Genomic DNA, 26,346 nt, shown 5'->3' with positions numbered 1-26,346 from the left:
TGGAGGCGTCATGTGAGGCGCAGGAACCTTTTCAATTCCGCACCTTGGGCAATCGCATCGTGTCGGCCCAATTCGATCAGTTCGCTGCAATAACCCGATTCGAACAACAGATAGCTCAGGACACTGGCGCCACTGCTTTTGGTCGCGCCCGGCCCGCGCAGGAACGTGCGCAATGCAGGCGGAAGTTCACGGCGGTGCCGGGCAGCGATTTCGTCCAGCGGGCGGCTTGGGGAAATCACCAGCACTTCCACCGGCTCCATACCCGGCTGCCTGATCTGATCGCAAGGCAGCAACGCGCTGGCCATGTTCAAGCGCTCCAGCAACTCGATATCGCTTTCCAGATTATCGATGAAGGTGCTGTTGAGCATGTGGCCGCTGATCTGCGCCAGACTTGGCTGTATGCCGATTGGCGCACGTGGTGCCGGCCTTTCGGTTTTCAGCCCGCGCGGATTGCCACTCACGCCTACGACCAGAACACGATTGGCACCCAGGTGCAGCGCCGGACTGATCGGTGCCGACTGACGCACGGCACCGTCACCAAAGTATTCCTGATCCAGCATTACGGGGGCGAACAGCAAGGGAATGGCCGAACTGGCAAGCAGGTGATCCACGGTCAGTTGAGTCGGGCGGCCGATACGTCGATGACGCAGCCAGGGCTCGATGGTGCCGCGGCCCTGATAGAACGTGACTGCCTGCCCTGATTCATAGCCAAAAGCTGTTACCGCCACGGCGCGCAGGTGATGGGCATCAATGGCGGCCTCGATCCCGGACAGGTCCAGCCGCTCATTGAGCAGTTCACGCAGAGGCGAGCTGTTGAGTAAGGCAACCGGGATATTTCGCCCGAAGCCCATCAGGCTGCGGCCGAAAAAACGGCTCGCCTGATGAATCACACCAGACCAGTCGCTGCGCAGCACCTGATGGCTGCGGAACGACTGCCAGAACTCGGTCAACTGGTGAATGGCAATGCGAAAGTGCAGCGCACCACTGGCCAGTTTCACCGCGTTGATTGCCCCGGCTGACGTACCGACAATGACCGGAAAGGGATTGGGAGAACCGGGCGGCAGCAAGTCGGCAATGCCTGCAAGTACGCCAACCTGATACGCAGCACGCGCACCGCCACCTGACAAAATAAGCCCGGTCACGGGCTCGACTTCGGTTACAGCCTGGGTCACTACTGCGGTATCTGGCATCTACAACTGGCCTCGATGGTCAACGACGCTTTTTATCTACGTTTGTTATATAGCTTCGGTTCGCCAGCCGGTCGACTCTTGAAGCGCCGATGCGCCCAGAGATATTGTTCCGGGCATTCAGTGATAGCACTTTCTACCCATTGATTGATACGCAAGCAATCGGCTTCGTCGCTTTCACCCGGAAAATCCTGCAGCGGTGGGTGAATCACCAGCCTGTAACCGCTACCGTCAGCCAGACGCTGCTGAGTGAATGGCACCACTTGAGCACGGCCCAGACGCGCAAATTTGCTGGTAGCGGTCACGGTCGCGGCCTGAATGCCGAACAGCGGCACAAAGATGCTCTGTTTAGCGCCATAGTCCTGATCCGGTGCATACCAGATGGCCCGGCCGGCACGCAGCAACTTGAGCATGCCGCGCACGTCATCGCGCTCGACAGCCAGCGAATCAAGGTTGTGCCGCTCGCGTCCGCGACGCTGGACGAAATCGAACAGTGGGCTCTTGTGCTCGCGGTACATGCCGTCGATGGTGTGTTGCTGGCCCAGCAGTGCCGCACCGATCTCCAGCGTGGTGAAGTGCAGCGCCATCAGAATCACGCCCTCGCCTTTCTCCTGAGCATTCTGCAAATGCTCGAGCCCTTCGACATGAGCAAGTCTGGCCAGACGTTTTTTCGACCACCACCAGCTCATGGCCATCTCGAAGAAGGCGATCCCGGTGGAGGCGAAGTTTTCCTTGAGCAGACGCTTGCGCTCGGCGGCGGACAAATGAGGAAAACACAGCTCAAGATTGCGTGACGCGATATTTTTTCGATCAGTGGCCACTCGGTACATGACCGCACCCAATGCCCGACCGATGGCCAGCAGGGCGCGAAACGGCAACTGGACAACCAGCCATAAAAGCCCTAGCCCCAGCCACAACGGCCAGAAACGGGGGTGAAGGAAACTGGCTTTAAAGCGCGGGCGATCCATTTGGGCTTCCGTCAGAACAAAGGCCGCGCATTCTACAACGGTTCTACCTGCTTGCGGCTCGCGGGCGTTCTCGCTATAAGTCTCGGCACTTTTAGCGACAAGCTGTTGTGTATATCAACCATGAGCCAGATTGAATCGCAAAACCCGGAACCTGTATTTCAGCTCAAGGGCAGCATGCTCGCCATCACTGTGATGGAGCTGGCCCGGACCAACCTTGAAGCGCTCGACAGGCAACTGGCGGCGAAAGTGGCACAAGCCCCCAACTTCTTCAGCAATACGCCGTTGATCCTGGCTCTGGACAAACTCGCGCCGAACGAAGGCCCGGTGGATCTCCCCGGGCTGGTGCGTATCTGTCGCCAGCACGGTCTGCGCACCCTGGCGATCCGTGCGAACCGCATCGAAGACATCGCTGCAGCCATTGCCGTTGATCTTCCGGTGCTGCCGCCGTCCGGCGCACGTGAGCGCGTAATCGACCCGGTTGAAGTCGAAGCGCCGAAAAAGATCCCGGAAAAACCACCCGAACCGCTCATCAAGCCGACCCGCGTGATAACCGCTCCGGTGCGCGGCGGTCAGCAGATTTATGCCCAGGGCGGCGATCTGGTTGTGGTTGCGCCGGTCAGTCCCGGTGCGGAACTTCTGGCCGATGGAAACATCCATGTGTACGGCCCAATGCGCGGCAGGGCACTGGCGGGAATAAAAGGCGACACGAAAGCACGAATCTTCTGTCAGCAGTTGAGTGCAGAGCTGATTTCGATTGCCGGGCAATACAAGGTTTCCGAGGACTTGCGCAGGGACCCTCTATGGGGCTCGCCGGTTCAGGTCAGCCTGTCAGGTGATGTGTTGAACATCATTCGTCTTTAACGGATACTGCCGCAATTTTCAAAGTATCTCTGATTCGTCGCAAAACCGTCGTGAGGCGGCAGGAAGTTCTGACAAGCACTGCTTTTCAGCGGGTATATGAGTTGAAAGTAATAGCTTAACGCTACCTTTCCGGAATCAGACCCCAGAATTGACACAATGCTTCGACGGGCGCGGCGCCAGGAGATGCTCTTCAGGGACTTAATGTCCTTTTCCTCTAGGGGTGATACACCTTGGCCAAGATTCTCGTTGTTACATCCGGCAAGGGTGGTGTGGGCAAGACCACCACCAGCGCCGCTATCGGTACCGGTCTCGCATTGCGTGGTCACAAGACAGTCATCGTCGACTTCGACGTCGGCCTGCGTAACCTCGACCTGATCATGGGTTGCGAGCGTCGGGTCGTGTATGACTTCGTCAACGTGGTCAATGGCGAAGCCAACCTGCAACAGGCGCTGATCAAGGACAAGAAGATCGAAGGCCTGTACGTGCTGGCTGCCAGCCAGACCCGTGACAAGGAAGCACTGACCAAGGAGGGCGTTGAAAAAGTCCTCATGGAGCTGAAGGAATCTTTCGAATACATCGTCTGCGATTCGCCGGCAGGTATCGAGACCGGTGCTCACCTGGCCATGTATTTCGCCGATGAAGCGATCGTCGTGACCAACCCCGAAGTATCCTCTGTGCGTGACTCCGACCGTATGCTGGGCCTGCTGGCCAGCAAATCACGTCGTGCCGAACGCGGCGAAGACCCGATCAAGGAACACCTGCTGCTGACTCGCTACAACCCTGAGCGTGTCAGCAAGGGCGAAATGCTCGGTGTGGAAGACGTCAAGGAAATCCTTGCTGTTACCCTGCTCGGCGTGATCCCCGAATCCCAGGCTGTCCTGAAAGCCTCCAACCAGGGCGTGCCGGTCATTCTCGATGACCAGAGCGACGCTGGTCAGGCCTACAGCGATGCCGTTGACCGCCTGCTGGGCAAAGACCGGGAACATCGCTTCCTGGATGTGCAGAAGAAAGGATTCTTTGAACGTCTGTTCGGGGGTAATTAATGAATATTTTTGACTTCTTTCGTGACCGCAAAAAAGAAAGCACGGCCTCGGTAGCGAAAGAGCGTCTGCAGATCATCGTTGCGCACGAACGCGGCCAGCGCAGTACCCCGGACTACCTTCCTGCACTGCAGAAAGAGCTGGTGGAAGTGATCCGTAAATACGTCAATATCGAGTCCGATCAAGTTCAGGTTGCTTTGGAAAGCCAAGGCAGCTGCTCGATTCTGGAACTCAATATCACCCTGCCGGATCGCTGATCAGGCAGTCGCTTGCGGCGGTATCGGCGCACTTCTCAGGAAGCTGCGCCCTTACCGCCGTTGGCGTTTCTAGCGTTTCGAGGCCGTTGCATGCCGTTGTCGAACATCCGCATCATTTATCAGGACGCAGCCGTTCTGGTAATCGATAAGCCTACCCTGCTGCTTTCCGTCCCCGGCCGCGCCGATGACAACAAGGATTGCCTGATTACCCGCCTGCAGGAAAACGGCTTCCCCGAAGCCCGCATCGTCCATCGTCTGGACTGGGAAACGTCGGGCATCATCCTGCTGGCCCGCGATGCCGACACGCACCGCGAGCTGTCGCGTCAGTTTCATGATCGCGAAACCGAAAAAGCCTACACCGCACTGTGCTGGGGCCAGCCGTCGCTGGACAGCGGCAGTATCGACCTGCCGTTACGCTACGACCCGCCTACCAAGCCCCGGCATGTCGTGGATCACGAGGGTGGCAAACACGCGCTGACATTCTGGAAAGTCGTCGAACGTCACGACACCTACTGCCGGGTCGAACTTACCCCTATTACCGGTCGCTCGCACCAACTGCGGGTGCACATGCTGTCGATCGGTCATCCGCTGTTGGGCGATGGTCTGTATGCCCACCCCGAAGCGCTGGCGGCGTATCCGCGCCTGTGCCTGCATGCCAGCATGTTGAGCTTTACCCATCCGGGCACCGGCGAGCGGTTGACCTTTGAGTGCCCCGCGCCTTTCTGATCTGAATGACACGCTGGCTATCGTGCAGATGCTCCGCGTCATACAGCTGCTCTGACTATCGTTCCCACGCTCCGCGTGGTAATGCCGTTCGTGACGCTCCGCGTCACACAGCGGTTCTGCGACTTCAGGTGGATTTAGGGTCGACTCAAGTCACCTTTTCGCCCCTCGGCGACTCACTTTGAGGGACCAAAGTGAGCAAGGCCCTTGTGGCTCCGGTTTCCGGCTCAACTTCGTCAGGCTCCTTCACGGTCGAAAAGCGTTTCTGTGGCAGCGGCAACGACTGAGCCAATGGGGTAAACTCGCGCCATTGCTGTCTGGAGCTATTTATGCGCGCAGAGTTGAACAACGGCCTCATCGATTTTCTGAAGGCTTCTCCCACCCCGTTCCACGCCACCGCCACCCTCGTGCAACACTTCGAAGCTGCGGGTTTTCAGCGGCTGGATGAACGTGATACCTGGGCAATAGAAACTGGAGGTCGTTACTTCGTCACCCGTAATGACTCCTCTATCGTCGCCTTCCGCATGGGCCGTCAGTCGCCACTCACCGGCGGGATTCGCATGGTTGGCGCACACACGGACAGCCCGTGCCTGCGGGTCAAACCGCAACCGGAACTGCAGCGCCAGGGCTTCTGGCAACTGGGCGTCGAAGTCTACGGCGGCGCGCTGCTGGCACCGTGGTTTGACCGTGATCTGTCGCTGGCAGGTCGCGTCACCTTCCGCCGCGATGGCAAGGTTGAAAGTCAGTTAATCGACTTCAAGCTGCCGATTGCCGTGATTCCCAATCTGGCCATCCACTTGAACCGCACTGCCAATGAAGGTTGGGCGATCAATGCGCAAAACGAACTGCCGCCAATCCTCGCGCAAGTGGCTGGCGACGAACGCGCGGACTTCCGTGCGCTTCTGACTGATCAACTGGCCCGCGAACACGGGCTGAATGCAGACGTGGTGCTCGATTACGAGCTGAGCTTCTATGACACACAGAGTGCCGCCGTTGTCGGCCTCAATGGGGACTTCCTGGCAGGCGCACGCCTGGACAACCTGCTGTCGTGTTATGCCGGGATGCAAGCGCTGCTGAACAGCGAAAGTGACGAAACCGCTCTACTGGTATGCACCGATCATGAAGAAGTCGGTTCGTCGTCGACCTGTGGCGCAGACGGCGCAATGCTTGAGCAGATCGTCCAGCGCCTGCTGCCGAGCAGCGAAGACTACGTGCGGACCATTCAGAAATCGCTGCTGATATCGGCCGACAACGCCCACGGCATACACCCCAACTACGCCGAAAAACATGACGCCAATCATGGTCCCAAGCTCAACGCCGGGCCGGTGATCAAGGTCAACAGCAACCAGCGTTACGCCACCAACAGTGAAACGGCCGGTTTCTTCCGCCATCTGTGCATGGCTGAAGAAGTACCGGTGCAGAGTTTCGTGGTGCGCAGCGACATGGCCTGCGGCTCGACTATCGGACCAATCACCGCCAGCCATTTGGGTATCCGCACGGTAGACATCGGCCTGCCGACGTTCGCCATGCATTCGATTCGCGAACTGGCTGGCAGTCATGATCTGGCGCATCTGGTCAAGGTATTGAGCGCGTTCTATGCCAGCCACGAGCTGCCATAACACCTGCAATGATTGATTCTCGTGGGGGCGGCGTGCTGCTCCCGTGTAACAGTTCTGACGCCCGGCCGAATACCCTGATTGAAAAAATAAAGTTTCGCGGCTTACACATAAAAAACAACGCAGGTTTTATCGGTTTTACCCCTGGCACCTTTGTGCCGTACACCGTTGATTCGTTTATAAAGGGACATCATGTCCCGAACCGCACCGACGTACCCTGTCGATGATTCAGTACGAATAACCCGGTTACGTGACTCAGGTATCGTCCTCGTCGGTTTTATTGACGATATCGTCATCGTCGTTCACGTAATACGGAATGTCGGCTTCAACACCGTTTTCTCCCGTCCTGGCCACCAGTTGTCTGTACCGCTTACCGTCCCAGAGCCTGAAAACAAGCGTGGAGTCTTCTCCTGCCGATAACGTGGAACCTTCACTGCCAATAAGTTTGCTGCGAGCGCCTGCTGTCAACACACTGTTCTTTCCAGCGGTCAGTCTGCTTTGGTCTCCCGCCATCAACGTGCAGTCATGCCCGCCGGTCAACTTGCTTCTGTCTCCAGCGGTGAGGTAACTGTTGTTACCGGCCAGTAGTTTACTGCGGTCCCCCGCCGTCTGATTACTGTCTGCACCGGCGATAAGTCTGCTGCGGTCACCTGCCAGCTGTACGCTGCCTGCACCGGCTATCAGCGTGCTGCGAAAACCTGCGGTCTGCGAACTGCCCTTGCCGGCGATAAGCATGCTTTTGTGTCCGGCCACCTGAATACTTTCATGGCCCGCAATCAACGAGCTGCCATAACTTGCAATCTGGTTACTGCCGTAGCCCGCAGTCAATGTGCTGCGAATGCCCGATGTGAGACTGCTGCCATAACCGGCAATCAACACACTGCGAAGTCCGGCGATCAACGTACTGCCATAGCCTGCCGTCAGAAAACTTCGGATTCCGCTGGTCAGGGAACTGCCATAACCGGCGATCAATGAGCTGTCCTGCCCGGCCGTTGCCGTACTGCCATACCCCGCCGTCAATGAACTTCCATGCTCGGCAGTCTGGGTACTGCCATAACCTGCCGTGAGCGTACTTTTATAGCCTGCCGTCTGCGTACTGCCGTAACCCGCGATCAGCGAACTCTCATAGCCGGCGGTGGAGGTACTTCCGTAGCCGGTGGTGAGCGAGCTTTTTTCCTGCGCGGTTTGCGTACTGCCATAACCGGCTGTCAACGTGCTCTCGTAACCTGCCGTCTGCGTGCTGCCGTAACCCGCGATCAGCGAGCTTGCATAACCTGCGGTGGAAGTGCTTCCGTAGCCTGTAACCAGGTCACTGCGTTCCTGCGCCGTTTGCGTACTGCCATAACCCGCAGTCAATGTGCTCTCGTAACCTGCCGTCTGCGTACTGCCGTAACCCGCAATCAGCGAACTTGCATAGCCCGCAGTGGAAGTACTTCCGTAACCAGTGGTCAGCGAGCTGCTGTCCTGTGCGGTTTGCGTACTGCCGTAACCGGCGGTCAACGTGCTCTCGTAGCCTGCCGTCTGCGTACTGCCATAGCCAGCAATCAGGGAGCTTGCGTAACCCGCAGTCGACGTGCTTCCGTAACCTGTGACCAGGTCACTGCGTTCCTGTGCCGTCTGGGTACTCCCATAACCGGCAGTCAATATGCTTTTGAAGCTCGCCGTTTGGGTGCTTCCATATCCGGCGATAAGCGAACTGTTTGAGCCTGCCGTTGAAGTGCTGCCATAACCTGCGACCAGGTCACTGTACTCTCTGGCCGTCTGAGTACTCCCATAACCGGCGGTCAGCATGCTTCTGTAACTCGCGGTCTGGGTGCTGCCATACCCTGCGATCAGCGAACTGCCCGAACCTGCTGTTCCAGTACTGCCATAGCCCGCGATCAGGTCGCTACCGTCCCTGGCAGTCTGAGTGCTTCCGTAGCCAGCGGTCAGAATACTTTTGTGGCCTGCTGTCTGCGTACTTCCATAGCCCGCAATGATGAAGCTCTCATGGCCCGCGGTGCCCGTGCTTCCATAGCCTGCGGTCAGGTTACTGTCAGCGCCGGCCGTTTGCGTGCTGCCGTAACCGGCAATCAGCGAGCTGTCGGCACCGGCTGTCCCGGTACTTCCATATCCGGCCGTCAGGGTGCTGCCTTCACGGGCAGTCTGGGTGCTGCCGTAACCTGCAGTGAGCGAACTGCCGCTGCCCGAGGTTTGCGTACTACCGTAACCGGCAATCAACGAGCTGTCGGAACCTGCCGTGCCAGTGCTGCCGTACCCAGCCGTCAGGTTGCTGCCTTCCTGTGCGGTTTGCGTACTGCCATAGCCCGCAGTGAGCGAACTGTCGCCTCCAGAGGTTTGCGTGCTGCCGTAACCGGCGATCAACGAGCTGTCGGAACCTGCCGTGCCAGTGCTGCCGTATCCGGCGGTCAGATTGCTGCCTTCCTGTGCAGTCTGCGTACTGCCGTAGCCCGCTGTCAGTGCGCTGTCCCCTCCTGACGTTTGCGTGCTGCCGTAACCCGCGATCAGCGAGCTGTCGGAACCTGCCGTGCCGGTGCTGCCATATCCGGCGGTCAGGTTGCTGCCTTCCTGAGCCGTTTGGGTACTGCCATAGCCCGCTGTCAGTGCACTGTCGCTTCCTGATGTCTGAGTACTGCCATACCCCGCAATCAACGAGCTGTCGGAACCTGCGGTACCGGTACTGCCGTATCCTGCGGTCAGGTTGCTGCCTTCCTGTGCGGTTTGCGTACTGCCGTAGCCCGCCGTAAGGGCGCTGTCCCCTCCTGACGTTTGCGTACTGCCGTAACCGGCAATCAGAGAACTGTCAGAGCCTGCTGTGCCGGTGCTACCGTATCCAGCGGTCAGGTTGCTGCCCTCCTGCGCAGTCTGCGTACTGCCGTAGCCTGCCGTCAGTGCGCTGTCACTTCCTGATGTCTGGGTGCTGCCATATCCGGCGATCAATGAGCTATCCGCGCCTGCGGTGCCGGTGCTGCCGTACCCAGCCGTCAGGTTGCTGCCTTCCTGTGCAGTCTGGGTACTGCCGTAGCCCGCCGTCAGTGCGCTGTCCCTTCCTGAAGTTTGCGTGCTGCCGTAACCGGCGATTAGCGAGCTGTCGGAACCTGCCGTGCCGGTGCTGCCGTATCCGGCGGTCAGGTTGCTGCCTTCCTGTGCAGTCTGGGTACTGCCATAACCAGCCCTGAGCGAGCTGTCACTCCCGGAAGTTTGCGTACTGCCATAACCTGCAGTCAGCGAGCTGTCGGAGCCTGCCGTGCCGGTGCTGCCGTACCCAGCGGTCAGATCACTATGGCTTCCCGCCGTTTCGGTGCTGCCGTAACCCGCGACAAGCTGGCTGTGGCTGTCACCAATCAACGTGCTGCCGTAGGTCGCTGTCTGCAGCGTCTGCGTGGTGACGGCGGGAAGATTGCCCTCCGCGCCGACAGCGGCACTCACTGATGCCACGTCAAATACTTCATGACTGACAACAAGCTCGCCACTGGCCGGACGAACCTCGACAGCCGCAGGGGGACTTGTCGATGAGTAACTGGCCCGGTGCATCAAGAGGTAATGTGCAGCACTGCTTTTGTCACCGACATGAACGACTTGCGCCCGCTGGAATTTCACCATTCCGCTCTCGGACAACGCAATGAGGTCGGCAACGGCCACTTCACAGACAACCCATCGCGCATCGGCATGAACACTCAAAAAGGCGCTGGTTCCAACACCCCACAATAAACCTGCCAGTCCATTTTCATGTGCTTTTGTCGGTTGCCAGTGCCTGCACTCAACGGTCCCTGAGACAGGCCACACCAAACCGCAGTGATCGGCCATGTTATTTGCACATGTCCGTAATACCAACGCTTTTTCAAGATTCATTACAGCGCCCTCATAGATCCTTTAAATGAAAGTAGCCGCACTCATCAATTCACACGTTAACGGCCAGCTACGATATCAACCTTCACATCCCACACGCGAAACTGCGCCAGGCAATCCACTTACCGACCACGCGCAATGACGCTCTAAAAACGTATCACACCCAACTAATAAATATTAATCAATACGGATTTTTACTATTTATTTTCGACAACCGGAATAAAAAAACCTTAACTTTTTCACCTAAAAAACTTTTTAAGTTACGCTCCCCCCTTTGCAGCTTAAAGTTATTTTCTCATTAAATTTTTAAATAAGCCGGACGTCTGCGCGCACGCACTCGACCTGAGCGGCCCGCACAGCCAAGGTTTTCAATGAAGAGGAAGGTCACGTCTTACTGGCTGGCACCCGCAACTAACAAAGCGCTGAATACACCGATATTAATTTACTGAAACTTGCCGCATGCCCGGAGTTTTTGAAGAGCCGCACTCAACTACAACTTGCCACGCACATTGGCGCGCACATGAATAGCATCATGACGCCAGTATTCAAGATCGCAATCAATCAGTCGATCACGCTGGTCATAGTTTATTCTTGCAATACGCAGGCCGGGGCTGCCCAGGGAAACCTTCAAGGCGGCTGCAGCGTCGGCATGCAGTGCCGTGGGGACCATATCAAAACGTACTTGTCCGTAATGCAGGTCATAACAGCGGGCATAAAGCTCGGTGAGTGACTCGTTCAGGTCGTGATCGAGGATGCCGGGGAATAATTCCGGCCTCAGGTAATGCTCAACATAGAGCACCAGCCGCTGATCGATACGCCGGGCGCGGCAGATCTGGATCACGCTCGACAGCGCAGGCAGTTCGAGCATTTCGCAGATCATCGCCGAAGCCGGTTGCAGACGTGCCGACAGCAGCTGAGTGTGAGCCACTCTTCCCTGCGCGCAGACCATTGCGTGAAAATGGCTGCGCCGAATCAAGTCATACGCCAGTCGTGGCGGGGAAATGAACCAGCCGCGACGCTCTTCACGGTAAATAAGCCCTTGCGCCTCCAGTTGCACGAGGGCCTCACGCAACGTGATACGGGTGGTAGCAAACACCTCGCTAAGCTTGCGTTCCGCAGGCAGCTTGCTGCCATGCGGCAACAAGCCATGTTCGATCTGCTCCTGCAGAGCACTGCAAATCGTTGTTACCGCCCGTGGCACATCTTCGCGCATTCCGGTATCCGTCTGGACTAGACCAGCTCTATTGCGGGGCACACCTCAGTGCAACCGACGCCATTAACTCCATTGCTTCAAGCCTAGGCCGGGCACATGACCATTCTGTGACATGACGAAACACGATCCATGCCAACTGCTCCGAAAAAAGGCCTTTAGCCGTTGAAAAGCAAGCACGATCCCATGGTCTACGCTTAGCGCCAGGCACTGCCGAACCACGTTAAAAACAGCTTCTGGCACTGAACACGACACGAAAATGTCATGCAAAAAGCCTAACTTGGCTCAGGTATTGCTGATCTAGACCAAACAATCCGAAACGAACACTTCTTGCAAGAAGTGCACTAGGGAAGGTCTGAAGTAGCCGGATGTTTTCCGGCTACCGAGTCCTCAGCACTTTTCAAAAAACGATGCATGTCGAAATTTGCTCAATTATCTTCGCTTTTTAGCTCTTTCGGCCGCTGCAAAGCCTTTTGCGGTAACCATTTCCTGCATTACACGCGCACCTCTCCTGCGCTCGCCAACAAATGTCGGCGGGCCATCCACAGGTTTGACAGGGCGAACAACGTCACCATCTGCGCGGTGTTCTTGGCCAAGCCCCGAAAGCGCACTTTTTCATAGCCAAACTGGCGTTTGATGACCCGAAACGGATGCTCGACCTTGGCGCGAACCTGGGCCTTGGCCTTCTCGATTTTGCGGATCGCCTTGTACAAAATACTGCGTTTTCCGTGCTTTTTGTAAGTGCTGCGGCGGGCGGCAATCTGCCAAATGACCTTGCGCCCGGCGTGTTCTTCGCGCTTCTCGACCCCGGTGTAACCTGCGTCGGCGCAGACTACGTTTTCCTCGCCGTGCAGCAGTTTGGCAACCTGCGTGACGTCTGCCACATTGGCCGCTGTTACTACCACGCTGTGCACCAGGCCTGACTCGTCGTCGGCGCCGATGTGAGCCTTGGCGCCGAAATAGTACTGGTTACCTTTCTTGGTTTGATGCATCTCAGGATCGCGTTTGCCATCCTTGTTCTTGGTCGAACTGGGCGCGTGAATCAGCGTGGCATCGACGATGGTGCCTTGACGCAACGACAAGCCACGGTCGCCCAGATAACCATTAATTACGCCGAGAATCCCGGTCGCCAACTCGTGCTTTTCCAGCAGACGACGGAAGTTGAGAATGGTGGTTTCGTCTGGAATTCGCTCCAGGCTCAGGCCTGAAAACTGACGCAGGATGGTCGTCTCATACAGCGCTTCTTCCATCGCCGGATCGCTGTAGCCGAACCAGTTCTGCATCAGATGAACACGCAGCATCGCCATCAGTGGGTAGGCGGGCCGGCCACCTTCTCCTTTTGGATAATAGGGCTCAATCAGGGCAATCAAACCTTTCCAGGGCACCACCTGATCCATCTCGATCAGGAACAATTCCTTACGGGTCTGCTTGCGCTTGCCGGCATACTCGGCGTCGGCGAAGGTCATCTGTTTCATCATCGAAAAGCTCGGCGACTGGTGTCCGGAGATTTTGCCAAATTAGGAAGTCTTTTTCAGAGTTTCCCTAGGAGCTCCGAATGAAACATCTTTTGTTGGCATCACTCCTCGGTTCAGCCATGGCAATGAGTTCGCTGGTCATGGCTGCGGACACAGACCTTAAAACGCTGGAGGCTGCGGCCAAGGCTGAAGGTGCGGTCAATAGTCTCGGCATGCCGGATGACTGGGCTAACTGGGGTGGCATCTGGAAAGACCTGGAAACCAAATACGGCCTCAAGCACATGGACACCGACATGAGTTCGGCCCAGGAGATCGCCAAATTCGATGCGGAGAAAGACAACGCCAGCGGTGACATCGGCGACGTGGGTGCCGCGTTCGGTCCTATAGCCGTTGCCAAAGGCGTGACCCAGCCTTACAAGCCAACCACTTGGGAGCAGATTCCGGACTGGGCCAAGGACAAGGACGGCCATTGGGCGCTGGCCTATACCGGCACCATCGCCTTTATCGTCAACAAGAACCTGTTGCACGGCTCTGAAATACCGAAAAGCTGGGCCGATCTGAAAACCGGTAAATACAAGGTTTCCATTGGTGATGTAAGCACTGCTGCGCAAGCAACCAATGGCGTACTGGCCGCAGCCATTGCCATGAAAGGCGACGAAAGCAACATCGAGCCAGGCCTGGCACTGTTCACCGACCTGGCCAAGCAGAAACGCCTGTCACTGGCCAACCCGACCATTCAAACCATCGAAAAAGGCGAAATCGAAGTCGGCGTGGTCTGGGACTTCAACGGTCTCAACTACAAAGCCAAGATGGCCAAACCGGATGACTACGTGGTGCTGATCCCGTCGGACGGCTCGGTGGTTTCCGGCTACACCACCATCATCAACAAATACGCCAAGCACCCGAACGCCGCCAAACTGGCGCGTGAATACACCTTCAGCGATGCCGGTCAGATCAACCTGGCCAAAGGCAATGCGCGTCCGATTCGCGTCGAACACATCAAGCTGCCAGACGACGTGAAAGCCCAGTTGCTGCCGCATGAGCAATACCTCAATGCCAAGCCGATCAAGGACGCGGATGCCTGGGAAAAAACCTCCAAAGCGCTGCCTCAGAAGTGGAACGAGCAAGTCATCATCGAGATGAACTGATTCTCTCCTGCGGCTCAGGGATGAAGTCGTGTACATCGGGCGAGCCAGACTCGCCCGTTCTTTTAAAGCGAGTCGCCCATGAAACACAACGTCATCCTGATCGTGCTCGATGGCCTCAACTACGACGTGGCCCGCCACGCAATGGGCCATCTTCAAGCCTGGCATGATGCTGGCCGCGCCGCGCTCTACAAGCTGGAATGCGAGCTACCCGCCCTCTCCCGCCCCCTGTACGAATGCATATTGACCGGGGTCGCGCCTATCGACAGCGGCATCGTGCATAACAACGTTTCCCGCCTGTCTAACCAGCGCAGCGTCTTTCACTACGCTCGTGACGCCGGCCTGACCACTGCAGCGGCGGCCTATCACTGGTTCAGCGAGCTGTATAACCGCACGCCGTTCGACACGGCACGCGATCGTCATACCGAGGCAACGGAACTACCCATTCAGCACGGGCTGTTCTACTGGGCCGATCACTACCCGGACTCGCACCTGTTCGCCGACGCTGAAAGCCTGCGCCTGAAACATGCACCGAACTTTCTGCTGATTCACCCCATGAACATCGACGACGCCGGGCACAAGCACGGCCTCGACACTGCGCAATACCGCAACACCGCCCGCAATGCCGACATCATTCTGGCTGACTACCTGCAACGCTGGCTGGACGCGGGTTATCAAGTGCTGGTGACCGCCGACCACGGCATGAACAACGACCGCTCGCACAATGGCCTACTGCCGGAGGAACGCGAAGTGCCGCTGTTCGTGCTGGGTGATGCGTTCAGCCTGAATGTCCATGCAGCGCCACGCCAGACCGACCTGTGCGGCACCATCTGCGAATTGCTCGGCATACATCACGACAAACCGGTCTGCCGGGAGATGCTCAATTGACCCGATTTTCCCGAGGCAAGTGGCTGGGGCTGTTGTGCCTGGTGCCCTTTGCCGTGTTCTTCATTGTGTTTCAGATTGCGCCGCTGCTCTGGGTGGCGACTCACAGCCTGCAAAGCGACGCCGGTTGGGGCTGGGAAAACTTCACCAAAGCGTTCAGCTCGAAGTTCTATCGGCAGGCGATCCAGTACAGCCTGGAGATCAGCTTCTGGTCGAGCCTGTTCGGCATCATCATCTCTGTGCTGGGTGCCTATTCGCTGCGCAAGGTAGACTCGCGGCTGCGCGATTTCGTCAATTCGTTCGCCAACATGACCAGCAACTTTGCCGGCGTTCCATTGGCGTTCGCGTTCATCATTCTGCTGGGTTTCAACGGCGCATTGACCCTGATCCTCAAGCAAACCGGGATCATTGATGACTTCAACCTGTACTCCAAGACCGGGTTGATCATCCTCTACACCTACTTCCAGATCCCGCTTGGCGTGCTGCTGCTCTACCCGGCATTTGACGCGGTGCGCGAGGACTGGAACGAGTCGGCGGCGCTATTGGGTGCCAGCACTTATCAATTCTGGCGCTATATCGGCCTGCCGGTCCTGACCCCTGCGCTGCTCGGTACGTTCGTGATTCTGCTGGCCAACGCGCTGGGCGCGTATGCCACGGTGTACGCCCTGACCACCGGCAATTTCAACGTGCTGCCGATCCGCATTGCCGCGATGGTGGCAGGCGATATCACCCTGCACCCGAACATGGCCAGCGCTCTGGCGATGATTCTGGTCGGCCTCATGACTCTGGTCACAGTCGTCCATCAGTGGCTGTTGAAGAGGAGCTACCATGTCGCGCGCTGAACGACGGCCTGCGGGCATTTACCACAAAACCGTGGTTTACCTGCTGTTCCTGATCCTGTTATTACCGCTGGCCGGGACCTTTCTGTACTCGATTTCCACCAGTTGGTCGGCGACCATTCTGCCCAGTGGCCTGACCTTCAAGTGGTACGTGGCGCTGTGGAGCGATCCGCGTTTTCTGGCGGCGTTCGGCCAGTCACTACTGGTATGCGTCGGCGCGTTGATACTCTCGGTGGTGCTGATTCTGCCGCTGCTGTTTGTCGTCCATTACTACTTCCCGCGCCTCGACGGGCTGATGAACATCCTGATCCTGCTGCCGTTCGCCGTGCCTCCTGTGGTCTCGTCGGTAGGCTTGCTGCAACTCTATGGCTCAGGCCCCATGGCCATGGTCGGCACGCCGTGGATTCTGATTGGCTGCTATTTCACTGTTGCCCTGCCTTTCATGTACCGCGCCATCACCAATAACCTGCAGGCCATCAACCTGACGGACCTGATGGACGCCGCCCAGTTGCTCGGCGCCAGCACCTGGCAGGCGGCTTTCATGGTCGTGCTGCCTAACCTGCGCAAGGGCTTGATGATTGCCCTGCTGCTGTCGTTCTCGTTCCTGTTTGGCGAATTCGTGTTCGCCAATCTGCTGGTCGGCACTCGCTATGAAACCCTGCAGGTCTACCTGAACAACATGCGCAACAGCAGCGGTCACTTCAACAGCGCGCTGGTGATTTCCTATTTCCTCTTCGTGCTGGTGCTGACCTGGGCCGCCAATCGACTGAACAAGGACAAAGACTGAGATGAGTTTTGTCAGCATTGAAAACCTGCAGAAAAGCTATGCCAGCACGTCAGTGTTCAGCGACATCAACTGCAGTATCACGAAAGGCGAGTTTGTCACCTTGCTCGGCCCGTCCGGCTGTGGCAAGTCCACGTTATTGCGCTGCATTGCCGGGCTGACGCCAGTCAATAGCGGGCGCATCCTGCTTGATGGCACTGACCTGGTGCCGCTCACACCACAAAAACGCAACATCGGCATGGTGTTCCAGAGCTACGCGCTGTTTCCCAACATGACCGTCGAGCAAAACGTCGCGTTTGGCCTGCGAATTCAGAAAGTCAATGCGGCCGACAGCGAAAAGCGCGTTGCCGATATTCTGCGCATGGTCGAGCTGCACGACTTTGCCACGCGTTATCCGCATCAGTTATCTGGCGGGCAATGCCAGCGCGTGGCTCTGGCGCGCTCGCTGGTCACTCGCCCACGCCTGCTGTTGCTTGATGAGCCGCTGTCGGCACTGGATGCGCGAATTCGCAAAAACCTGCGTGAGCAGATCCGCGCCATTCAGCGCGAGCTGGGCCTTACCACGATCTTCGTGACCCACGATCAGGAGGAGGCGCTGACCATGTCCGACCGCATCTTCCTGATGAACGAAGGCCGGATCGTGCAGAGTGGTGACGCAGAAACCCTTTACACCGCTCCGGTTGACGTGTTCGCTGCGGGCTTCATCGGCAACTACAACTTGCTGGAAGCCGAAGACGCCACGCGCCTGATGCAACGCCCGATCACCAGCCGCATTGCGATTCGCCCTGAATCGATCCAATTGAGCCTGACCGGCGAACTGGAAGGCGAAGTACGCAGTCACAGTCTGCTCGGCAACGTCATCCGCTACCGGATACAGGCCCGCGGCGTGGAACTGGTGGTCGACGTACTGAACCGCAGCGCCGACGACCTGCACCCGGATGGAAGGCGTGTAACACTGAACATCGAACCGTCGGCGCTCTGTGCTCTGAACTAACCGTGCTCTGAACTGATTTTGTTCTGCACGGATAACGCCACACGCTTGCCGATCAAGACGCCAAGCGTGAAGCTGACAGCTGATTCAACAGACTTTTAGGAGAAACGCACATGCCCCTGGCAATTTTCGACCTGGACGAGACCCTGATCGGCGGCGACTGTGCCACGCTATGGAGCGAGCAGATGGGTCGCCTGGGCTGGGTCGACTCAACCTCGTTCATGCAGCGCAACGACGAACTGATGGCCGCCTACAGCGCAGGCGAGCTGGCAATGGAAGACTACATGGCGTTCAGCCTTGAACCCATGGCTGGCCGTACGCCTGAAGAAATCGATCATCTGGTCGGCCCGTGGGTTGAGGACGTCATCGAGCCGATCATCTACAGCGACGCCTGCAAATGTATTGCCCAGCATCGCGCCAAAGGCGACCGGATTCTGGTGATCTCGGCGTCAGGTGTGCACTTGGTAAAACCCATCGCAGAACGCCTCGGGATCGACGAAGTGCTGGGTATCGAACTGGACGTGCAACATGGCGTGTACAGCGGTGCCACGGTCGGCGTGCTGACCTATCGGGAAGGCAAAATCACGCGCCTGATGGAGTGGCTGGACGCCGAAGGGGAAAACCTTGAGGGGGCGAGCTTCTACTCGGATTCACGCAATGACCTGCCGCTGCTGCTCAAGGTTGACCACCCCAATGTGGTCAACCCCGATGCCGTGTTACTGGAACACGCGCAGAAAGCAGGCTGGCCGGTGCACGACTGGAGCTGAGTCCAGAGGCACCGACGGGTCAGACCAGGCTTTCGTCGATGACCAGCACGATCTTGCCGGACACCGTGTTGGTCGCCAGCTCTTCGAACGCAGCGTCGGCATCCTTGATCGCAAAGGATTTCGCCAGTTGCGGCTTGAGGCGGCCTTCAGTGAACAGCGGCCAGACGTGCTGGCCCAGGTCGCTGAGCAGGTCGGCCTTGAATGTGTCATCGCGACTGCGCAAGGTCGAACCCATCAACTGGATACGTTTGCCCAGCACGTGCGCCAGATCCACCTGCGCCTCGCGCCCGCTCATGATACCGATCAGCACCCAGCGACCGTCCAGAGCCAGCAGTTTGACGTTAAGTTCGGCGTAGCTTGCGCCCACCGGGTCGAGAATGACGTTGAACGGTGCAAAATCGTTCAGGCCTTCAAGACTTTCGCTGCGCACTACGCCGCCCTGTGCTCCCAGTTCGACGCAATAGGCCAGACGCTCGGTCGAACCGACACTGACCCAGACCGGGTTGCCGAACGCTTTGCAAAGCTGAATACCGGCTGAACCAACCCCACTTGCGCCTGCGTGCAACAACACCTTTTCACCCGGCTTGAGGCCTGCCAGCTGAAACAGATTGAGCCACGCGGTGGCATACACCTCAGGGATGGCGGCGGCCTCATGCAGCGACAGCCCTTCCGGGACCGGTAATACGTGTCGCCCGTCGACCACCACTTCTTCAGCCATCGCCCCGCCCGCCAACAGCGCGCAGACGCGGTCTCCGACCACCCAGGACGTGCCCGGACCCACTTCGGCGATCACCCCCGAGCACTCCAGACCGAGCGTTTGAGTGACCCCGGGCGGCGGCGGATACTTGCCCTCGCGCTGTAACAGATCGGCTCGATTCAAACCTGCCGCAGCCACTTTGATACGTACCTGCCCCACATCAAGGGCCGGACTCGGCTCCTCGACCCACTCCACATGTCCTTCAACGCCTTGCAATGCCTTCACGGTGCCTCCATAGTGAGTCCAGACTGAGCCCGTGGCTGTTTTGCCCGGGCTTTTGCATTATGCGGCCGGGTCCGAAGGAACCGGCGACCTCAAAGACGGCCTAATATGCGTTATCAATTGTCCTCGCGTCGAATCAGCATGAAGCAATTATTCCCCAGCACTGCCCTCGCACTGTTTGTCGGCCTTAGCGTTTTGCCGATGTCAGCCAGTACCTTTGCCGCCAACAGCTGGGATAATCTTCAGCCGGACCGCGACGAAGTGATTGCCAGCCTCAACGTGGTTGAGCTGCTCAAACGACATCACTACAGCAAGCCGCCCCTGGACGACAAGCGTTCAGCGATTATTTACCAGAGCTACATCAAGCAACTGGACCCCTCGCGCAGCTATTTCATGGCCAGCGACATTGCCGAATTCGACAAATGGCAGTTCCAGTTCGACGACTTCCTCAAAAGTGGCGACCTGAATCCGGGTTTCACTATCTACAAGCGCTACCTGGACCGCATCAAGGCGCGTCTGGACTTCGCGCTGGCTGAGTTGAGCAAGGGCGTCGACAAGCTTGACTTCAATACCAAGGAAACCCTGCTGGTGGACCGCAAGGACGCCGCATGGCCCAAGGACACTGCCGAGCTCGACGAGCTATGGCGCAAGCGCATAAAAGATGAAGTTCTGCGCCTGAAGATCGCAGGCAAGGATCCGGCGAAGATCCAGGAAACCCTGACCAAGCGTTACAAGAATCAGCAGGCCCGTCTGAACCAGACTCGCGCCGAAGATATCTTCCAGGCCTACATCAACACTTTCGCCATGTCTTATGACCCGCACACCAACTACCTGTCGCCTGACAGCGCGGAAAACTTCGACATCAACATGAGCCTGTCGCTGGAAGGCATCGGCGCTGTGTTGCAGAGCGATAACGACAACGTGAAAATTGTGCGTCTGGTCCCGGCAGGCCCTGCGGCCAAAACCAAGCAGGTCGCGCCAGCCGACAAGATCGTGGCCGTTGCCCAGGGCGACAAGGAAATGGTCGATGTGATCGGCTGGCGTCTTGATGAAGTCGTCAAGCTGATCCGCGGTCCGAAAGGTTCCGTGGTCCGTCTGGAGATCATCCCGGCCAGCAATGCGCCGAATGACCAGACCAGCAAGATTGTCGCCATCACCCGTGAAGCGGTGAAACTTGAAGAGCAGGCGGCCAAGAAGTCGATCCTGCACCTCAAACAGGACGGCAAGGACTACAAACTCGGGGTCATCGACATCCCTGCGTTCTATCTGGACTTCAAGGCCTACCGTGCTGGCGATCCGGAATACAAGAGCACCACCCGTGACGTGAAGAAACTGCTTACCGAGCTGCAGGCCGAGAAGGTCGATGGCGTGGTACTGGATCTGCGTAACAATGGTGGCGGTTCGTTGCAGGAAGCGACCGAGCTGACCAGTCTGTTCATCGACAAGGGCCCGACCGTGCTGGTGCGTAACGCCGACGGCAAGGTCGATGTGCTGGAAGACGAAGCCAAAGGCGCGTTCTACAAAGGCCCTATGGCCTTGCTGGTCAACCGCCTGTCCGCTTCGGCATCTGAGATTTTCGCTGGCGCGATGCAGGATTATCACCGTGCGCTGGTGATTGGTGGCCAGACCTTCGGCAAGGGCACCGTGCAGACCATTCAGCCGCTCAATCATGGCGAACTGAAGCTGACTCTGGCCAAGTTCTATCGGGTTTCCGGTCAGAGCACCCAGCATCAGGGTGTAGTGCCGGACATCACTTACCCGTCGCTGATCGATACCAAGGAAATCGGCGAGAGCGCGCTGCCCGAGGCCATGCCATGGGACAGCATCAAACCGGCGATCAAGCCGGCAATCGACCCGTTCAAGCCGTTCCTGGCGCAGTTGCAGGCGCGTCATGAAGCACGTTCGGCGAAAGACGCCGAGTTCGTGTTCATTGAAGACCGTCTGGTGCTGGCCAAGAAGCTGATGAACGAAAAAACGGTCAGCCTCAATGAAGCCGACCGTCGTGCCGAGCATGCGTCCATCGAAAGCAAGCAGCTCGCGCTGGAAAACACCCGCCGCAAGGCCAAGGGTGAAGAGCCGCTCAAAGAGTTGAAGAAGGAAGACGAAGACGCGCTGCCGGTGGAAGACGAGAAAACCAAACCCGAGGACGATGCCTACCTGGCAGAGACCGGGCGTATTCTGATCGACTATCTGGGGCTAAGCGCCGCTGTGGCGAAAAAATAAGACAGACTCATTGATGGCCATTTAGCGTCAACGTCATCAAACAGTCATGAAGCTGTCGTGAAATACGGGGCTGAACGCGCAAGCGCTCAGCCCTTTTTTATTCTCTTCGAGACGACCATGACCCTAACCGAGCAGTTGAGCACACTGAGTTCGATTCTGGCTCGTGGTGATTTGCACAGCTTGTTCCAGCCCATCGTGTCGCTATCGGAACGTCGCATTCTGGGTTATGAAGCCTTGACCCGCGGACCGTCCAACAGCGCGTTGCATTCGCCCCTGAACCTGTTTTCCATCGCTCGACAGGCAGGCCGCCTGAGTGAGCTGGAACTGAGTTGCCGTGACAGCGCCTGCCGGCGTTTCAGCCAGCAGAAGTTGCCGGGCAAGCTGTTTCTCAACGTCTCTCCCGAATCGCTGCTCGAAACGTCTCATCCACCGGGCCGCACCCTGGAAATGCTGCGCCGTTATCAAATCGCGCCCAAGGATGTAGTCATCGAACTGACCGAGCAGATGCCCACCGATGATTTCGACCTGCTGTACAACGCGCTGCACCACTACCGCGACATGGGCTTCTCCATCGCGCTGGATGACCTGGGTGCCGGTTATTCGAGCTTGCGACTCTGGTCGGAGCTGCGCCCGGACTACGTGAAAATCGATCGGCACTTCATCGACGGAATTCACCAGGATGCGGTGAAGCGCGAGTTCGTTGGCTCCATGCTGCAAATGGCCAAGGCTTCCAGAGCGACCGTGATTGCCGAAGGCATCGAATTGCCCGAAGAGCTGGCGGCGCTGAAGGACATGGGCGTGGATCTGGTTCAGGGCTATCTGCTTGCCCGTCCGCAAGAGCGCCCGCCACGCGACACCCGCGCCATGCTGCCCAAGGCAGAGACCACCAGCGCGCCGTTGAACGAAGAAGCGGCAGACCTTTCTGCCCTGCTCAACCCGCAACCATCAGTCAGCCAGTCCACGCCCACAGCTGAGGTGCTGGAAGCGTTTCGCAGGCAGGCCAATCTCAATTCGCTGGCCGTGCTGGACGACGAGGCCAGGCCCTGCGGCATCGTCCATAGGCATTCATTGTCCGAGGCACTGCTCAAGCCCTTTGGTACCGAACTGTTTGCCCGCAAGCCAATCAGCCGCCTGATGAGTGATGACTTTCTGGCCGTGGAAGTCAGCCAGTCACTGCAACAGGTCAGCCGACTGTTGACCAGCCGAGCCCGGCAGCGCATCGAAGAAGATTTCATCATCATCTCCAACGGTACCTATCTGGGCCTGGGACGGGTCATCGATGTTCTGAAGCTGATTACCGAGATGAAAATCCAGCAGGCACGTTACGCTAACCCGCTGACCCTGCTGCCCGGCAATGTTCCGATCCAGCAATGCCTGATGCGTCTGCTGCAACAGGGCCGCGAATCGGTGATCTGCTATGTGGACATTGACAGCTTCAAGCCTTTCAACGACATCTACGGCTACGCCCGTGGCGATGAAGTGCTGCTGTGTCTCGCGCAGTGTCTGAACGACCGTATCGACCCAAGCAGAGACTTTGTCGGACACATCGGCGGGGATGATTTTCTGATGGTGCTGGGCATTGAGGATTGGGAGCGCCGCCTGAAAACCCTGCTGGATGATTTCCAGAATCAATGCCGACGTTTCTACCGCGCGGAGCATCTGGAAGCCGGTTGCTTCGTCGCCCTCAACCGACAGGGGCAGCGTCAGGAATTCCCGTTGTTATCGCTGTCGATTGGCGTAGTGCATCTGCACGAAGAAAGCTGCACGCTGGTCGATGCCAGCCAGCTGGCCGACCTGGCCTCACAAGCCAAACATTTCGCCAAGGACGTTGCTGGCGCGAGCATTCATGTGATCGATTCGACGCGGCTGGATTTATTGGTACAAGCGTGAGGGTAAATGAGCTGAACGTGCGACTTCGCGAGCAAGCTCGCTCCCTCAGGTTCGCTGTTGTGGGAGTGACCGGGCGGCGACCCGCATTACTCACGAAGGGGTCGATACAGCCACTGAAGATTCGGGGGCCGAATCGCTACTGCACCTCCACTTCCGGGTAGCTGTATTCAAACACCCGAACCACTTCGGCGGCGTGCCACGAGGCGGCGGCGACGCCATCTGACGGGCCAGAGAAGCGTCCGAGGCGCTCTGCGCATTCAAAAAAACCTGGGCGCGGCAAGCGGCTTGCGCCCTGACTGATCACCAGCGAGCTGCGCAAAGGCTGTTCCGCGCGGGCGTCCATGGCGGCCAGATGCTCCAGGGCTGCGGTCAGGGTCTGCATGGCCGGACTGGGCAATTGCAAACGCTCGACCAACGCGCGATAGGTCAGCAGATGACGCTGGCGGCGCGCCTGATCGAGCTCATTGAGAAGGCCGTCCCAATGCTGACGGCTGATGCGCACGCTCACGACTCGCCTCGCCAGCCCGGCACTCCAAGCTCCCATGCCAGGCTGCGCTTTATTGCAGCATCCGGCTGACGGGTACCATTCTCGATCAACTCCAGATAAGACGGACTGATGCCGACCGTACGCGCCAGGCTGGCCACTTCAAGACCTTTGGCCTCGCGCAGTGCCCGCAACTCATCGAACCCTGGAAGCTCACCGGCAGCGATGCCGGAAGTCGATGCAACAGGTTCCTGGCGCGGCTTGCCGACCAACCCGGCAGCCTTCAGCAGTGCCTGGTACTGAGCCCAGGGCAGCACTGCATATTCCGGCTCACCGTCACGGGATATCACTTGAAGATCCATAGAGTCACCTTGTACTACACGACCGCACACTGATCAGGCTTGATTCATAGGCTGGCATCTTAACAGCGGAACGCTATGGCTTGTGTTCAATCAGTGAGACTTACACCTTACCCCGCTCTTTCTCCAGCAGCGCCTGAGTCTTGGGCAGCTGCTCGACCACGATGAGTTTCTCGGGGGGTTGCTGCTCGCGCCACGCACGAAAAGCATCCAGTTCGTCGCTCAAGTGCTTGGTGACCCAGGCCAGCACTGCGATGTCATCGAACATCCCCAGGCCTGGAATCCAGTCAGGAATAGCGTCCAGCGGGCTAAGGAAATACATCAGGCCCGCGACAATGGACAAAATGGCTTTAGGACTGATGCTTCGGTACTCACCACGCCAGTAAGCCAGACACAAGGCCTGGATCAAACGCAGATCGTCCTTGAGCTTGCCCAGACGATTACCTTCACTGTTGCCCTTGCGTGCGACAGCAAACAACAACCCTGGCAGTCGCCCCGCTGCCAGCAGACGCCGGGCTCCGGGCAGATAACGAATAAAATTCCACGGTGCTTTCATACCCACTCCCGTTCAGCAAAATGTCTTTCGATAAAAGCAGATCCGGCGAACCTGCCTGGCCGGTACCGCAAGGTTATCCACAATAATTGTGGATAACCTTGTGAACAGTGGCTTTTTTCATGCCTGAACTCCCCGTTATCGGGGGACCACAGTCAAATCGGGCGTTTTTTACTCACAAAAAAGCTACAAAGGTGTGAAACCGCCCCCCTCGCTCAAGCGAGTGCCGTTACCTTGCCGGACTGTCGGACAATGCTACTGCGCGCTTCCATGATAGTGGGACTGCCCGAATGGCCAAGCGTTCGGGAAATAAGCCGGACACAAAAACGCCCTGTCGAGACAGGGCGTTTTCTGTAGCCAGGTAGTACGTTACTTCTTGGCCGGAGCCGAAGCGGCAGGAGCTGCCTCTTCTTCTTCGTCAGCATCAGCACCAACTGTCGGAGCAGCTGCCGGGTCTTTGATGCCAAGCAACTCAAGGTCAAAGACCAGTACCGAATTTGCCGGGATCGCAGGGCTCGGGCTCTGCGCGCCGTACGCCAGATCACTAGGGATGAAGAGTTTGATCTTCTCGCCTACGTGCATCAGTTGCAGACCTTCGACCCAACCCGGGATAACGCCGCCTACAGGCAGGTCAATCGGGCTGCCGCGCTCAACGGAACTGTCGAAGACCTTGCCGTCAATCAGTTTGCCTTCGTAGTGAACAGTCACAACATCGGTAGGCTTAGGCTGAGCGCCATCCGCTTTCTTGATGATTTGATACTGCAAGCCGGAAGCAGTGGTGACCACGCCATCCTTTTTGCCGTTCTCTTCGAGGAATTTCTTGCCAGCGGCCGAAGCCTCTTCGCTCATCTTGGCCAGACGCTCCTCGGAGCGCTTCTGCAGGGCCGAGAAGGCTTCAACCAGCTCTTCGTCTTTGAGTTTCTGATCTTTCTTGCCGACTGCGTCTTCGATACCCAGGGCCACAGCCTTGGAATCCAGATCATCCATACCTTCCTGAGCCAGGCTTTTGCCCATGTTCAGACCGATGCCATAAGACGCTTTTTGTGCCGGAGTTTTCAGCTCTACGGTGCTGGCTTGCTTGTCACAACCTGCGAGTACCAGACCGACCAGGGCAATCGCCGCTGCCAACCGATGCTGTTTCATGCTAATTCCTTGTTCATGCGCCAAAAGGGCAAACGAGTAAAGCCGCGAGCTTATCAGGCCGCCGCGATCAATGGCTACCGGCATGAGAGGGAGAAAACGCCGATAAGTTCAGGTATCC

The 26,346-nt window shown here is 57.8% G+C and carries 23 protein-coding genes; 13 read left to right on the top strand and 10 right to left on the bottom strand.

Going from position 1 to position 26,346, the window contains the following annotated elements:
* Positions 1-8: 8 nt before the first annotated feature.
* Together LJU29_RS08810 and LJU29_RS08805 are read right to left on the bottom strand one after the other, a co-directional pair.
* A complete protein-coding gene (locus tag LJU29_RS08810; protein WP_002552657.1) occupies positions 9-1,190 on the bottom strand; it encodes a patatin-like phospholipase family protein in 1,182 nt (393 codons plus the stop codon).
* Between the two features lie 32 nt (positions 1,191-1,222).
* Positions 1,223-2,155: a lipid A biosynthesis lauroyl acyltransferase gene (locus LJU29_RS08805; protein WP_054098285.1), complete on the bottom strand. Its 933-nt coding sequence runs from the start codon at positions 2,153-2,155 to the stop codon at positions 1,223-1,225.
* 120 nt (positions 2,156-2,275) lie between these two features.
* On the opposite strand from LJU29_RS08805, the gene minC reads away from it, so the two are divergent.
* The 5 genes from minC (at position 2,276) to LJU29_RS08780 (ending at position 6,655) form a co-directional block, all read left to right on the top strand.
* A complete protein-coding gene (gene minC, locus LJU29_RS08800; protein ID WP_005743828.1) occupies positions 2,276-3,016 on the top strand; it encodes a septum site-determining protein MinC in 741 nt (246 codons plus the stop codon).
* A gap of 230 nt (positions 3,017-3,246) precedes the next feature.
* Complete coding sequence (minD, locus tag LJU29_RS08795) at positions 3,247-4,059, top strand: septum site-determining protein MinD (RefSeq protein ID WP_002552654.1); 813 nt, start codon at positions 3,247-3,249, stop codon at positions 4,057-4,059.
* Entirely contained in the window at positions 4,059-4,313 is a 255-nt protein-coding gene (gene minE, locus LJU29_RS08790) for a cell division topological specificity factor MinE (protein ID WP_002552653.1), read from the top strand. The genes minD and minE overlap by 1 nt, the downstream gene beginning before the upstream one ends.
* A gap of 90 nt (positions 4,314-4,403) precedes the next feature.
* Positions 4,404-5,039 carry an RluA family pseudouridine synthase gene (locus tag LJU29_RS08785; protein ID WP_004657795.1) on the top strand — a complete coding sequence of 212 codons (636 nt, stop codon included), beginning with the start codon at positions 4,404-4,406 and terminating at the stop codon, positions 5,037-5,039.
* Between the two features lie 326 nt (positions 5,040-5,365).
* Positions 5,366-6,655 (top strand): M18 family aminopeptidase, encoded by a 1,290-nt coding sequence (locus LJU29_RS08780; protein ID WP_002552650.1) that lies wholly within the window; start codon positions 5,366-5,368, stop codon positions 6,653-6,655.
* Between the two features lie 252 nt (positions 6,656-6,907).
* On the opposite strand, the gene LJU29_RS08775 is transcribed toward LJU29_RS08780, so the two are convergent.
* The 3 genes from LJU29_RS08775 to LJU29_RS08765 all read right to left on the bottom strand — a co-directional run bounded on the left by LJU29_RS08775 (position 6,908) and on the right by LJU29_RS08765 (position 13,186).
* A complete protein-coding gene (locus LJU29_RS08775; protein WP_257112075.1) occupies positions 6,908-10,504 on the bottom strand; it encodes a beta strand repeat-containing protein in 3,597 nt (1,198 codons plus the stop codon).
* A gap of 487 nt (positions 10,505-10,991) precedes the next feature.
* Positions 10,992-11,714, bottom strand: coding sequence for a UTRA domain-containing protein (locus LJU29_RS08770; protein ID WP_005732905.1), 723 nt, complete (start codon positions 11,712-11,714; stop codon positions 10,992-10,994).
* Between the two features lie 491 nt (positions 11,715-12,205).
* The gene (locus tag LJU29_RS08765) at positions 12,206-13,186 is read right to left on the bottom strand and encodes an IS5-like element ISPsy2 family transposase (protein ID WP_054078085.1); all 981 of its coding nucleotides are present in this window, start codon (positions 13,184-13,186) and stop codon (positions 12,206-12,208) included.
* A gap of 80 nt (positions 13,187-13,266) precedes the next feature.
* On the opposite strand from LJU29_RS08765, the gene LJU29_RS08760 reads away from it, so the two are divergent.
* From LJU29_RS08760 to LJU29_RS08735, 6 genes are all read left to right on the top strand, one after another.
* Positions 13,267-14,334 (top strand): ABC transporter substrate-binding protein, encoded by a 1,068-nt coding sequence (locus LJU29_RS08760; protein WP_002552647.1) that lies wholly within the window; start codon positions 13,267-13,269, stop codon positions 14,332-14,334.
* A gap of 78 nt (positions 14,335-14,412) precedes the next feature.
* On the top strand, positions 14,413-15,219 hold the full coding sequence (locus LJU29_RS08755; RefSeq protein WP_004657771.1) for an alkaline phosphatase family protein: 807 nt from the start codon (positions 14,413-14,415) through the stop codon (positions 15,217-15,219).
* Positions 15,216-16,058 (top strand): ABC transporter permease, encoded by an 843-nt coding sequence (locus LJU29_RS08750; RefSeq protein ID WP_257112072.1) that lies wholly within the window; start codon positions 15,216-15,218, stop codon positions 16,056-16,058. Before LJU29_RS08755 ends, LJU29_RS08750 begins: the two co-directional genes overlap by 4 nt.
* Positions 16,045-16,842, top strand: a complete 798-nt coding sequence (locus tag LJU29_RS08745; protein WP_002552644.1) for an ABC transporter permease — start codon at positions 16,045-16,047, stop codon at positions 16,840-16,842. The genes LJU29_RS08750 and LJU29_RS08745 overlap by 14 nt, the downstream gene beginning before the upstream one ends.
* Before the next feature lies 1 nt (position 16,843).
* Complete coding sequence (locus tag LJU29_RS08740; RefSeq protein ID WP_057454095.1) at positions 16,844-17,833, top strand: ABC transporter ATP-binding protein; 990 nt, start codon at positions 16,844-16,846, stop codon at positions 17,831-17,833.
* A 110-nt stretch (positions 17,834-17,943) separates the two neighbouring features.
* Complete coding sequence (locus LJU29_RS08735) at positions 17,944-18,597, top strand: HAD family hydrolase (protein ID WP_002552642.1); 654 nt, start codon at positions 17,944-17,946, stop codon at positions 18,595-18,597.
* Positions 18,598-18,616: 19 nt separating this feature from the next.
* Here LJU29_RS08735 and LJU29_RS08730 read toward each other — a convergent pair whose 3' ends face one another.
* On the bottom strand, positions 18,617-19,579 hold the full coding sequence (locus tag LJU29_RS08730; protein WP_005732900.1) for an NAD(P)H-quinone oxidoreductase: 963 nt from the start codon (positions 19,577-19,579) through the stop codon (positions 18,617-18,619).
* Positions 19,580-19,717: 138 nt separating this feature from the next.
* Here LJU29_RS08730 and LJU29_RS08725 point away from each other — a divergent pair, with 138 nt between their 5' ends.
* Positions 19,718-21,799 carry a carboxy terminal-processing peptidase gene (locus tag LJU29_RS08725; RefSeq protein ID WP_257112068.1) on the top strand — a complete coding sequence of 694 codons (2,082 nt, stop codon included), beginning with the start codon at positions 19,718-19,720 and terminating at the stop codon, positions 21,797-21,799.
* Between the two features lie 117 nt (positions 21,800-21,916).
* On the top strand, positions 21,917-23,689 hold the full coding sequence (locus LJU29_RS08720; RefSeq protein WP_038820298.1) for a bifunctional diguanylate cyclase/phosphodiesterase: 1,773 nt from the start codon (positions 21,917-21,919) through the stop codon (positions 23,687-23,689).
* 136 nt (positions 23,690-23,825) lie between these two features.
* On the opposite strand, the gene LJU29_RS08715 is transcribed toward LJU29_RS08720, so the two are convergent.
* From LJU29_RS08715 to bamJ, 4 genes are all read right to left on the bottom strand, one after another.
* Entirely contained in the window at positions 23,826-24,197 is a 372-nt protein-coding gene (locus LJU29_RS08715) for a hypothetical protein (protein WP_002552638.1), read from the bottom strand.
* A complete protein-coding gene (locus LJU29_RS08710; RefSeq protein ID WP_004643821.1) occupies positions 24,194-24,535 on the bottom strand; it encodes a helix-turn-helix domain-containing protein in 342 nt (113 codons plus the stop codon). Before LJU29_RS08710 ends, LJU29_RS08715 begins: the two co-directional genes overlap by 4 nt.
* 100 nt (positions 24,536-24,635) lie before the next feature.
* A complete protein-coding gene (locus LJU29_RS08705; protein ID WP_257112065.1) occupies positions 24,636-25,088 on the bottom strand; it encodes a YkvA family protein in 453 nt (150 codons plus the stop codon).
* A gap of 366 nt (positions 25,089-25,454) precedes the next feature.
* Positions 25,455-26,228: a BamJ family beta-barrel-assembly machinery protein gene (gene bamJ / locus LJU29_RS08700; RefSeq protein WP_122322827.1), complete on the bottom strand. Its 774-nt coding sequence runs from the start codon at positions 26,226-26,228 to the stop codon at positions 25,455-25,457.
* Positions 26,229-26,346: the final 118 nt, after the last annotated feature.

The organism is Pseudomonas ficuserectae (assembly GCF_024584585.1).
GTDB classification, from domain to species: domain Bacteria; phylum Pseudomonadota; class Gammaproteobacteria; order Pseudomonadales; family Pseudomonadaceae; genus Aquipseudomonas; species Aquipseudomonas amygdali.
This window is presented reverse-complemented; position numbering and strand designations above follow the sequence as displayed.

Bases quoted from the DNA above. Each gene is read 5' to 3' on its own strand.
- LJU29_RS08775 (WP_257112075.1), bottom strand. From the start codon at position 10,504: ATGAATCTTGAAAAAGCGTTGGTATTACGGACATGTGCAAATAACATG.
- LJU29_RS08740 (WP_057454095.1), top strand. From the start codon at position 16,844: ATGAGTTTTGTCAGCATTGAAAACCTGCAGAAAAGCTATGCCAGCACG.
- LJU29_RS08720 (WP_038820298.1), top strand. From the start codon at position 21,917: ATGACCCTAACCGAGCAGTTGAGCACACTGAGTTCGATTCTGGCTCGT.
- LJU29_RS08785 (WP_004657795.1), top strand. From the start codon at position 4,404: ATGCCGTTGTCGAACATCCGCATCATTTATCAGGACGCAGCCGTTCTG.
- LJU29_RS08705 (WP_257112065.1), bottom strand. From the start codon at position 25,088: ATGAAAGCACCGTGGAATTTTATTCGTTATCTGCCCGGAGCCCGGCGT.
- LJU29_RS08760 (WP_002552647.1), top strand. From the start codon at position 13,267: ATGAAACATCTTTTGTTGGCATCACTCCTCGGTTCAGCCATGGCAATG.
- LJU29_RS08735 (WP_002552642.1), top strand. From the start codon at position 17,944: ATGCCCCTGGCAATTTTCGACCTGGACGAGACCCTGATCGGCGGCGAC.
- LJU29_RS08770 (WP_005732905.1), bottom strand. From the start codon at position 11,714: ATGCGCGAAGATGTGCCACGGGCGGTAACAACGATTTGCAGTGCTCTG.
- LJU29_RS08780 (WP_002552650.1), top strand. From the start codon at position 5,366: ATGCGCGCAGAGTTGAACAACGGCCTCATCGATTTTCTGAAGGCTTCT.
- bamJ (WP_122322827.1), bottom strand. From the start codon at position 26,228: ATGAAACAGCATCGGTTGGCAGCGGCGATTGCCCTGGTCGGTCTGGTA.
- minE (WP_002552653.1), top strand. From the start codon at position 4,059: ATGAATATTTTTGACTTCTTTCGTGACCGCAAAAAAGAAAGCACGGCC.
- LJU29_RS08710 (WP_004643821.1), bottom strand. From the start codon at position 24,535: ATGGATCTTCAAGTGATATCCCGTGACGGTGAGCCGGAATATGCAGTG.
- minC (WP_005743828.1), top strand. From the start codon at position 2,276: ATGAGCCAGATTGAATCGCAAAACCCGGAACCTGTATTTCAGCTCAAG.
- LJU29_RS08805 (WP_054098285.1), bottom strand. From the start codon at position 2,155: ATGGATCGCCCGCGCTTTAAAGCCAGTTTCCTTCACCCCCGTTTCTGG.
- LJU29_RS08810 (WP_002552657.1), bottom strand. From the start codon at position 1,190: ATGCCAGATACCGCAGTAGTGACCCAGGCTGTAACCGAAGTCGAGCCC.
- LJU29_RS08745 (WP_002552644.1), top strand. From the start codon at position 16,045: ATGTCGCGCGCTGAACGACGGCCTGCGGGCATTTACCACAAAACCGTG.
- LJU29_RS08765 (WP_054078085.1), bottom strand. From the start codon at position 13,186: ATGAAACAGATGACCTTCGCCGACGCCGAGTATGCCGGCAAGCGCAAG.
- LJU29_RS08725 (WP_257112068.1), top strand. From the start codon at position 19,718: ATGAAGCAATTATTCCCCAGCACTGCCCTCGCACTGTTTGTCGGCCTT.
- LJU29_RS08755 (WP_004657771.1), top strand. From the start codon at position 14,413: ATGAAACACAACGTCATCCTGATCGTGCTCGATGGCCTCAACTACGAC.